Origin of the sequence: Coprococcus sp. AM14-16 (genome assembly GCF_003434675.1) — a bacterium.
Taxonomy (GTDB): Bacteria; Bacillota; Clostridia; order Lachnospirales; family Lachnospiraceae; genus Coprococcus; species Coprococcus aceti.
In genome coordinates, this window is record NZ_QTLL01000008.1 from 1 (window position 1) to 8209 (window position 8209).

Here is an 8209-nt window from a genome sequence, read left to right on the forward strand (position 1 = left end):
TATAAATATTACAATGATATGATGTGGCCAAAGAGATTTGCTACATGTGTATCTGTTGATGAAGCAATTAAATTGATGGAAAGTTAAATCGGAATTTGGAGGTAAAAAGCATGATGAAGCTCGATAATTTTATTAATATGATGACGGGACACTTTAATAACAAAGAGCAGTTTGATAATATGCAGAGAGAAGGGAAAACATATCCTTATGCAGAACACATTAATACAATCTGTAATGAGAAAATTTTAAACCTTCCTAAAGATTTTAATGGTAAATTTGTTGTTGAAGAAAGCTACTATGAGACAAATGGTAACCGTCATGCATCTCCGCACCTTTTCCTTATTACAGAAAATGAAGATGGAATTTTACTTTCCTCCTATGAGATTCCAGAAGGAGAAGACAAAAATACATTCTCATATGATTCTATGAAAAATGTTGATTATAGTGAACTGAAAAAATCTAAAAAGTTTACTCCTGCACTTTATCATGAAAATGATGGCATCTGGGAGGGAGGCAGCACAAGTCAGTTTTCACCGGTAATGACATTTAAGCTTTGGGAAAAGTTTTCTGATAGTTGTTTGGAAGTATCTGAAATTATGGAAGTTAACGGAAAGCGGACTTTTGGATACGATGAACCAATTATCTATAAGCGAGTATAATCCAAGAATGAAATATTGCGATAAATTCCAGTAAGCTGGTGTGTTTAACCGAGAGACGAATTTGATTTTTACTAATTGTTTATGTAAAGGAATGCCTTGTGATTATATCTGCGATAGTTGTGTAATTGGACAAAAGAGAGCAAAATATGTCGGGACAAAAATATGCTTTGGAGATAAGATGTGTTTTGTAGGAAGGAGTAAATAAGCATGAGCTGGTTGGAAGATATCACTTCATCAATCAAATATATTGAAGGACATCTTACAGATGAACTTACTCTGGAAAAAATTGCTGCAAAGATTAATCTTTCGCCATTTTATTTTCAAAAAGGGTTTTCGATTCTTTGTGGAATTACGGTATCCGAATATATAAGAAATAGAAGATTATCACTTGCCGGCAGAGATTTGCAAACAGATGGTGTTAAGGTTATAGATGTAGCAATGAAATATGGCTATGATTCTCCAGACAGCTTTACGAAAGCCTTCACCAGATTTCACGGTATTACGCCTGCACAGGCGAAGTCCGGAGACGGTGAACTCAAAAACTACCTTCCTCTAAAAATACATGTATCTATGAAAGGTGGATTTGAAATGGAATGTAAAATTGTTAAAAAACCGGCATTTACTGTTGTCGGAAGTGCCAAAATTATTAAAAATGAAGAAGGGTATAAAGAATGCCCACAATTTTGGACAGAGCATTATGAAAAGGGAAATGGTAAGTATATTTGTGGTATGTATGGAATCTGTTTAGATGATGGAGCACCGGAAGGATTCTTCAAGTACATGATTGCTGATGATTATATCCCTTCAAAAGACATACCGGAAGAATTTGAAACGGTAGTTATTCCTGAAAATACATGGGCAGTATTTCCATGTAAAGGATCTATGCCGGAAGCGTTACAAAAAGTGAATACAGAGATTTTTAAGGAATGGCTTCCTGGGAATAGTGATTATGAAATTGCAGGAATGTATAATATAGAATACTACACCGCACCTTGTGATTATCCGAAAGGAAATCAGGATGAGAATTATTATTGCGAAATTTGGATGCCGGTGAAATCAAAAGAACAGTAGATTTTAGAATAATTAGTTAAATTCTTGCGAGGATATGATATGAATAAGGCCAAAAGAATAGTAGATAATATGGATTCTGAAAATGCATTTGCGGTTTGTTCGGAGATTGGAATTATTGATGAAAATGCAACACCGCTTAAGCAGGTAAGATATATTAATGAGCTTTTAAATACCACTGAGAGTATGAAGATATATATGACTGATACTATGCGAAAATGTGGTGGGTGCTGCTTGTCAACCAATGCTATAAAAATAGCAAAAAAATTATACGCTAAATCTAACGATATAGCAGAATTTTTGAATCTTCTGAATGAAGCAGATATTGGCGGAAGGAACTTACATATTTTTGATGGAAAGATTATTGCTGTATACAAAAAATGTTATTGTAATATACCTAAAAAAGTTGAGAATATGAATAAAAAGTATTGTGAATGTTCTGCTGGTTGGTATATGCGATTGTTCTCTGAGGTTTTTGAAAAGAGTGTAACAGTTACTATTGTTGATACAATTGTCAATGGAGCTTCTGAATGTGTATTTGAAATATCAGATTATGTATAGACAGACAAATTTCAGTTTGTCACATAGTTTGTCAGAATGAAAAATCAAGTGTAGAAGGACACATGACAGGTGGGATTTGGAATGCTTCAGACAAAGAGAAAGATGGATTATGTCCGACCGTTTGAACAGGTATTACAGGAGGAATCTCATCCTGCGAAGCAGACAGCATATATTGATATTATCCGGGTACCGGAGAAACTGGCGGAAAATAAATATGAAGGATATTACCTTGTAACAACGGCAGAGGGAAGTTCCTAAAAGTTATCTTTAGCACTTGTTGTGAGGTGACTGTTTAAAGAAAAAGACCCAAAATCAATGATTTAGGGCTTGAAACTATAGGAAGGAGCAGATTTGATATATGGGTTTATTTAATAAAATGAAAAAAATTTTTTCGTGCTTTAAGTATAAGCTGGACAGAGAGATTTTAAGGGAATATCTCCAGCATACAATTAATTTTGCTGTCGAGAATAAGTTGCCATTTTGTGATGAATTTTATATTGCTGACAGTCTTGATGCAAAGGATAGATTACATGTCGCTATCCTAAATTATGATGTACCGGGAGAGGCTGTTTATGAGATTGAGAAGAGTTTTAAGGGAATAGTTATTTTGGCGAATCACGAGAAATGTTACAATCCGGAAAATGATCATAAGTATATTAATGCGGAAGATTTTATAAGCCGAGAACTTTGCACGTTGCCAGAAGAGTTTTTTGTATTCATGGATATGGCGCCGACTATGCTTGAACAGTATGAGATTTAGGGACGTTCCTTTTGTCACAATGAGCGTTCCCTGTCTTACTTATAACATGCCACAGGGACACTCCTCGTGCCAAAAGGAACGTCCCTGGGAGTGCTATTTTAATTCAGATAAAAATTTTTCTACCTCAACCGGAATTCGCTCATCTCTCCAGGCAAGGAGAATTTCTGTCGAGAGGTTCGTATCCTTAATAGAATAGGCATGAAGACAGGGCTTGAGTTCTCTCATGGAAGAAGGGAGGATGGCAACCCCTAAACCATGTTCGGCCAAAGTTATGGCGGTTCTGGCATCTTCACATTCGCAGTATATGTCACAAGTTAATCCATTATCTTCAAAAGCAGATATAATATATTTGCGATAGCGATGAGAAAGTATCAAGGATTTTTGTGATAGTTCTTTTAATGAAATATTTGTATATCCAATATCAAAAAAGCCAGGGATTGCCATTGCTACTAAATTCTCCTGTAATAAAACGCTGGTGTTGCATTCGTTTAATACAATCGGTGTTCTAAGTATTGTAATATCTACCAGGCCATTTTCTAATTCATTTTTTAAAGCAAATGTAGAACCTTCATGTATATCAAAGTGAATATCAGGATATTTTGAAGCAAATCGAACTAAGTAATCAGACATAATGGAAACACTGGAAGGTGTCAGACCAATATGGAGAGTGGCAGACTGGCTTGCCTTAATTACTTCACGTTTGGTGATATCCGTCATAGTAAGCAGACTGGTGGCTCTGGCATAGAGCACTTTACCGGCTTCGGTTAGAGTAATTCTTTTTGTACCTCTGATAAAAAGCTGTACTTGTAATTCTTCTTCCAGCATTTTCATCTGGTAGCTTAATGGTGGTTGTGTCATGTGCAGAGCTCTGGCGGCAGCACTGACATTTCCCTCGTCTACAATTGCACGAAAGTATTCTAATTGTTTGATCTCCATATGATTTTCTCCTATTGAAAAAGATATATAAATATTGTTACATTATTGTATAAAAACAATATTTTTTATATATTTTAATTCGTGTTATACTTGGAGTCAAGGGAAAGAAAGCAAAAAAGGAATGAGAGCATGAAACGAATTGATTTTGAACACGGAACAATTACAGGAAATATTTTAGGCGCGGCATTACCGATGCTGGTGGCACAGATATTGAGTCTTTTGTATAATATCGTGGATCGAATTTACATTGCCAGAATTCCAGAAGTCGGAACAACAGCACTTGGAGCGGTGGGCTTATGCTTTCCAATTATTGTGATTATCACAGCATTCAGCAACTTGTTCGGAAGTGGCGGTGCCCCTTTATTTTCCATTAATAGAGGAAAAGGAAATACAAAAAAAGCTGAAACAATTATGAATACATCATTTTCAATGATGTGCATTTGTGGAGTGGTATTGATGGTAATCGGCATGTTGTTTGCAAGTCCGATACTGGTATTATTTGGTGCATCAGAGGAAGGGTTATCTTATGCGTATTCATATATGATGATTTATCTGATAGGAACAGTGCCATCCATGATCGCAACAGGAATGAATCCATTTATTAATGCACAAGGTTATGCTACATCAGGCATGCTGTCTGTAACAATTGGAGCAGTTGCCAACTTAATTTTGGATCCATTATTTATATTTGGATTGCATTTAGGAATAAAAGGAGCTGCAATTGCAACGATTATTTCACAGACTTTATCAGCAGCATATGTATTTTATTTTTTAAGAAAGAAATCGGAGCTAAAAGTTCGAATGCTCTCCAAGGCAGAATGGAAAGTATGTGGAGCAGATGCAAAAAATATCGTGAGTCTTGGTAGTGCAGGATTTATTATGCAGCTGACAAATAGTTTAGTAACAATATGCTGCAACAGTGTGCTGGCAGGTATCGGAGGAGATGTTTATATATCAGTGATGACAATTGTATCAAGCATCCGGCAGATGGTAGAAACACCGATTTATGCTATGAATGAAGGAACTTCTCCAATTTTAAGCTACAATTGTGGAGCACAGCGTCCCAAGCGTGTTAGAAAAGCAATTAGAGTAATGACTTGCATGATTCTTATTTATACGGCAATCATGTGGAGTGTGATCATTTTTGCACCGGAATTTTTAATCGGAATTTTCAGTTCGGATAAAGAACTACTGGTAGATGCAGTAGAAGCATTGAAGTTGTATTTTGCAGCATTTATATTTATGGATCTGCAATATATTGGACAGACGGTATTTAAATCATTAAATAAAAAGAAACAGGCAATCTTCTTTTCATTACTTAGAAAAGTATTTATAGTTGTTCCATTAACATATTTGTTTCCATATACATTTCACATGGGAACAAGAGGTGTGTTTGTAGCAGAACCGATATCAAATGTAATTGGAGGAAGTTTGTGTTTTATTACAATGCTGGCGATTGTGATGCCGGAGTTAAAGAGAATGAAGGAGGAAAATTATGAGTAAGTTAGATGCGATTCAGGAGTTTTATGAGAAGGATCGGAAAGAAAAAATTGATAAATATCGTATTTTAAATGAAGTGGTTGTAAAGGGACAAATCCTTTTTACAGGGTCATCGTTGATGGAACAATTTCCGATAAATGAATTGTTAATGACTGAGAAAATGGATTGTATTATTTACAACCGCGGAGTTGGCGGGTTCACAACAGATGATATGTTAGAAAACATGGATGTTCAGGTGTTTGGCACAGAGCCGTCTAAGATTTTTATTAATATTGGAACAAATGATATTAGTAATCCGTCGATTTCTTTTGAGGAAGCACTTACACATACCATAACAAATTATGAGAAGATTCTGATGCAAATTAAAGAAAAATTGCCGGAAACACAGGTGTATATGATGGCATATTATCCTGTTAAAGAGGATGCTCCGTTGCCAGAGGGGGAATGGGACAGAACAACGTTTAAAAATCGAAATAATACAAATATACCGATAGCTAATGAAGAAGTCAAAAAACTGGCCGATAAATTGGGCTATACGTATATTGATGTGAATAATGGATTGACAGATGTAAATGGAAATTTAAAAGAGGAGTATACGATAGAAGGCGTACATATGTATGCAAATGCGTATAGATGTGTTTTAGAGAATCTTAAGCAGTATCTATAAGGTATAATGCAAGTTCTAAAAGGATACGCAGTGCGTAGCGAATTGGAACTGTAAATCGGAACTTTTTTGCAGAGTTCACAATAAAGTAAATAAGTGCAGAGAAAGGCGTGAGTCATAGAAATGTGGTAAACGCTCCACTGTGGGTACCCCCACTATAATTAGCCGCTCGTCTGAGCGGCTTTATTTCTGTATTATTTCCTGCATTCTGCAGGGAGTTCAGCTGACCAGGGCAGAAGCTTCTCGCAGAAATCATTGTTCTTAGTGTCACACATTACCCAGTTCTTTTTGCCGATACAGAAACTTCTGATACTTTGTTCTGCGGCATTATTATCTATCGGAATCTCTCCGTCATCCACAAATCTTCTGAGATATTTTTCCTGGTTAATTGAATAACTGCTTCACGAATCAAGGTCATTCTGATAATCAGCGCATTCCAACTTGACTAGACTTACTGAAAGCGGTGTGGAGTTACGATTACGAGAAATGGGGAAGAAGTTAGGTGTAGAAAAGGTACACCCACATAAGGTCAGAAGGACTATGGCCACCAGAGCAATTGAGAAAGGTATGCCGATTGAACAGGTACAGAAAATTCTGGGACATGAGCAAATATATACAACGCTCAGATATGCAATGGTTAATCAAAACAATGTGAAGCTATCGCATTGAAAATATATTTCATAGATTGACTGTAACGCAAAAGACGTTACAATAAAAGAAAGATGGAGGTGTATTCTATGGGAAAAACAGCAACATTAAATATAAGAGTAAATCCAGATGTAAAAGAAAATGCAGAAAGTGTATTGGCACAATTAGGGATACCAATGGCTACTGCTATAGATATGTATTTAAAACAAATATCATTAGTAGGAGGAATTCCCTTTTCTATTGTATTACCCAAAGCAGCTAATTCAGTGAATGCAGATATGATGTCTGTTACACAGATTCATCAAAAGTTAGAAAAAGGATATGCCGATATAGAGAAAGGAAATGTTGAGGATGCAGCTAGTGCGTTTGTGGCATTTAGAGAGAGGCATTAATGAAGCAATATAAGGTAGAGATTACAAAAGAAGCTTTGCAGGATATGGAAGATATATACAATTATATTGCTATAGATTTGCTTGCTCCGGATAATGCAATGGGGCAATATAATCGCATTGCTGATGAAATACTTACATTAGACACTTTCCCGGAACGATTTAGGATTATGGATTCTGAGCCGGAAAAGAGATGGAGTTGCGTAGAATGCTCGTCGATAATTATTCAGTGTTTTACACAATCCGTGACGAAAGGGTAATTGTAACGGATGTGTTATACATGGCATCTGATATAGAAGCACGTTTGAGAGGCGAGCTATAAAAGCACGCGTTTATTTGAAGTTGTAGGAAGGGAGAAATGATGAGCGAGAAAGTAAATGATACAATAGCATTGTTTATAAGTAAACTATCGGAGACTACAGGATATAAGTATTTGAAGAGCAGAAGATCATTAAAGAAAACGATTGGTCAGATTGTATTTGAAGTTTTGTTTTTTTCATCAAAATGGAATGATGATAATAATATTGAGATAAATGTTGATTTTCGGGTTTCATACAAAAAATACGGTGCTGCATCAACAGCATATAGTGTTGTAGCAAGTAAAAGTTTTGAAAATAATAAGGAATATTGGTATGATATTTCAAATGAAAGTAAGTTTGATGAGGTAATGAAATATTTTGAAACAGAACTACAAACAACAGCTGTCGATTTGTCTGATAGATTTGATAAAGATTTCACTGCTGCGTGCCAGTACCTTCTCGAAGAAAAGTTCAAAGAATACAATGTGTTTTTTGATTTCCTTGTAGATGTTCTTGGGGAAGAAAAGGTAATGTATCGAATAAATGAATTTATGGAACAATTAAGCGAATTCGACAAGCAACAAATAGCTGATTATAAAAAGGGTGCTAAGGACAAGACTTGGATGCTAAATAGGTCTAATATGCGTTATGTTGCGGATAATGGATATCTATAAATTCCAGTTTTTGAAACTGAGAAATCGGAATTTGTGAGGGAAAGAAATGAA

10 protein-coding genes and 3 pseudogenes are annotated in these 8209 nt (G+C 35.6%); 11 read left to right on the forward strand and 2 right to left on the reverse strand.

Annotated features, from left to right (window positions below; all coding sequences use genetic code 11):
• Window positions 1–110: 110 nt before the first annotated feature.
• The 5 genes from DW159_RS13435 (at window position 111) to DW159_RS13450 (ending at window position 3048) form a co-directional block, all read left to right on the forward strand.
• A complete protein-coding gene (locus DW159_RS13435; RefSeq protein WP_117551432.1) occupies window positions 111–659 on the forward strand; it encodes a hypothetical protein in 549 nt (182 codons plus the stop codon).
• Between the two features lie 207 nt (window positions 660–866).
• Window positions 867–1730 (forward strand): AraC family transcriptional regulator, encoded by an 864-nt coding sequence (locus DW159_RS13440; RefSeq protein WP_117551434.1) that lies wholly within the window; start codon window positions 867–869, stop codon window positions 1728–1730.
• 39 nt (window positions 1731–1769) lie between these two features.
• Window positions 1770–2288, forward strand: coding sequence for a DUF6144 family protein (locus DW159_RS13445; protein ID WP_117551436.1), 519 nt, complete (start codon window positions 1770–1772; stop codon window positions 2286–2288).
• A gap of 81 nt (window positions 2289–2369) precedes the next feature.
• Window positions 2370–2546 carry a hypothetical protein gene (locus DW159_RS13670; RefSeq protein ID WP_158547617.1) on the forward strand — a complete coding sequence of 59 codons (177 nt, stop codon included), beginning with the start codon at window positions 2370–2372 and terminating at the stop codon, window positions 2544–2546.
• Between the two features lie 100 nt (window positions 2547–2646).
• On the forward strand, window positions 2647–3048 hold the full coding sequence (locus DW159_RS13450; protein WP_117551438.1) for a hypothetical protein: 402 nt from the start codon (window positions 2647–2649) through the stop codon (window positions 3046–3048).
• A 93-nt stretch (window positions 3049–3141) separates the two neighbouring features.
• Here the strand turns inward: DW159_RS13450 and DW159_RS13455 are convergent, their stop codons facing one another.
• Window positions 3142–3984, reverse strand: coding sequence for a LysR family transcriptional regulator (locus DW159_RS13455; RefSeq protein ID WP_117551440.1), 843 nt, complete (start codon window positions 3982–3984; stop codon window positions 3142–3144).
• Between the two features lie 129 nt (window positions 3985–4113).
• Here DW159_RS13455 and DW159_RS13460 point away from each other — a divergent pair, with 129 nt between their 5' ends.
• Both DW159_RS13460 and DW159_RS13465 read left to right on the forward strand, forming a co-directional pair.
• Window positions 4114–5487, forward strand: coding sequence for an MATE family efflux transporter (locus DW159_RS13460; protein ID WP_117551442.1), 1374 nt, complete (start codon window positions 4114–4116; stop codon window positions 5485–5487).
• A complete protein-coding gene (locus DW159_RS13465; protein ID WP_117551444.1) occupies window positions 5480–6151 on the forward strand; it encodes a GDSL-type esterase/lipase family protein in 672 nt (223 codons plus the stop codon). The genes DW159_RS13460 and DW159_RS13465 overlap by 8 nt, the downstream gene beginning before the upstream one ends.
• A 191-nt stretch (window positions 6152–6342) precedes the next feature.
• Here the strand turns inward: DW159_RS13465 and DW159_RS13470 are convergent.
• Window positions 6343–6546 (reverse strand): annotated as a pseudogene (locus tag DW159_RS13470) (IS66 family transposase); the annotation flags it as partial.
• A gap of 49 nt (window positions 6547–6595) precedes the next feature.
• On the opposite strand from DW159_RS13470, the pseudogene DW159_RS13475 reads away from it, so the two are divergent.
• The 4 genes and pseudogenes from DW159_RS13475 to DW159_RS13490 form a co-directional block, all read left to right on the forward strand.
• Window positions 6596–6817 (forward strand): annotated as a pseudogene (locus DW159_RS13475) (tyrosine-type recombinase/integrase); the annotation flags it as partial.
• 68 nt (window positions 6818–6885) lie between these two features.
• Window positions 6886–7188 carry a type II toxin-antitoxin system RelB/DinJ family antitoxin gene (locus tag DW159_RS13480; RefSeq protein WP_015553867.1) on the forward strand — a complete coding sequence of 101 codons (303 nt, stop codon included), beginning with the start codon at window positions 6886–6888 and terminating at the stop codon, window positions 7186–7188.
• Window positions 7188–7507: pseudogene (locus DW159_RS13485) on the forward strand (type II toxin-antitoxin system RelE/ParE family toxin). Before DW159_RS13480 ends, DW159_RS13485 begins: the two are co-directional and overlap by 1 nt.
• A 39-nt stretch (window positions 7508–7546) precedes the next feature.
• Window positions 7547–8158, forward strand: a complete 612-nt coding sequence (locus tag DW159_RS13490; protein WP_147323117.1) for a hypothetical protein — start codon at window positions 7547–7549, stop codon at window positions 8156–8158.
• Window positions 8159–8209: the final 51 nt, after the last annotated feature.

Coding starts and splice junctions, on each gene's coding strand:
- DW159_RS13435 (WP_117551432.1), top strand. CDS start 111: ATGATGAAGCTCGATAATTTTATTAATATGATGACGGGACACTTTAAT.
- DW159_RS13440 (WP_117551434.1), top strand. CDS start 867: ATGAGCTGGTTGGAAGATATCACTTCATCAATCAAATATATTGAAGGA.
- DW159_RS13445 (WP_117551436.1), top strand. CDS start 1,770: ATGAATAAGGCCAAAAGAATAGTAGATAATATGGATTCTGAAAATGCA.
- DW159_RS13670 (WP_158547617.1), top strand. CDS start 2,370: ATGCTTCAGACAAAGAGAAAGATGGATTATGTCCGACCGTTTGAACAG.
- DW159_RS13450 (WP_117551438.1), top strand. CDS start 2,647: ATGGGTTTATTTAATAAAATGAAAAAAATTTTTTCGTGCTTTAAGTAT.
- DW159_RS13455 (WP_117551440.1), bottom strand. CDS start 3,984: ATGGAGATCAAACAATTAGAATACTTTCGTGCAATTGTAGACGAGGGA.
- DW159_RS13460 (WP_117551442.1), top strand. CDS start 4,114: ATGAAACGAATTGATTTTGAACACGGAACAATTACAGGAAATATTTTA.
- DW159_RS13465 (WP_117551444.1), top strand. CDS start 5,480: ATGAGTAAGTTAGATGCGATTCAGGAGTTTTATGAGAAGGATCGGAAA.
- DW159_RS13480 (WP_015553867.1), top strand. CDS start 6,886: ATGGGAAAAACAGCAACATTAAATATAAGAGTAAATCCAGATGTAAAA.
- DW159_RS13490 (WP_147323117.1), top strand. CDS start 7,547: ATGAGCGAGAAAGTAAATGATACAATAGCATTGTTTATAAGTAAACTA.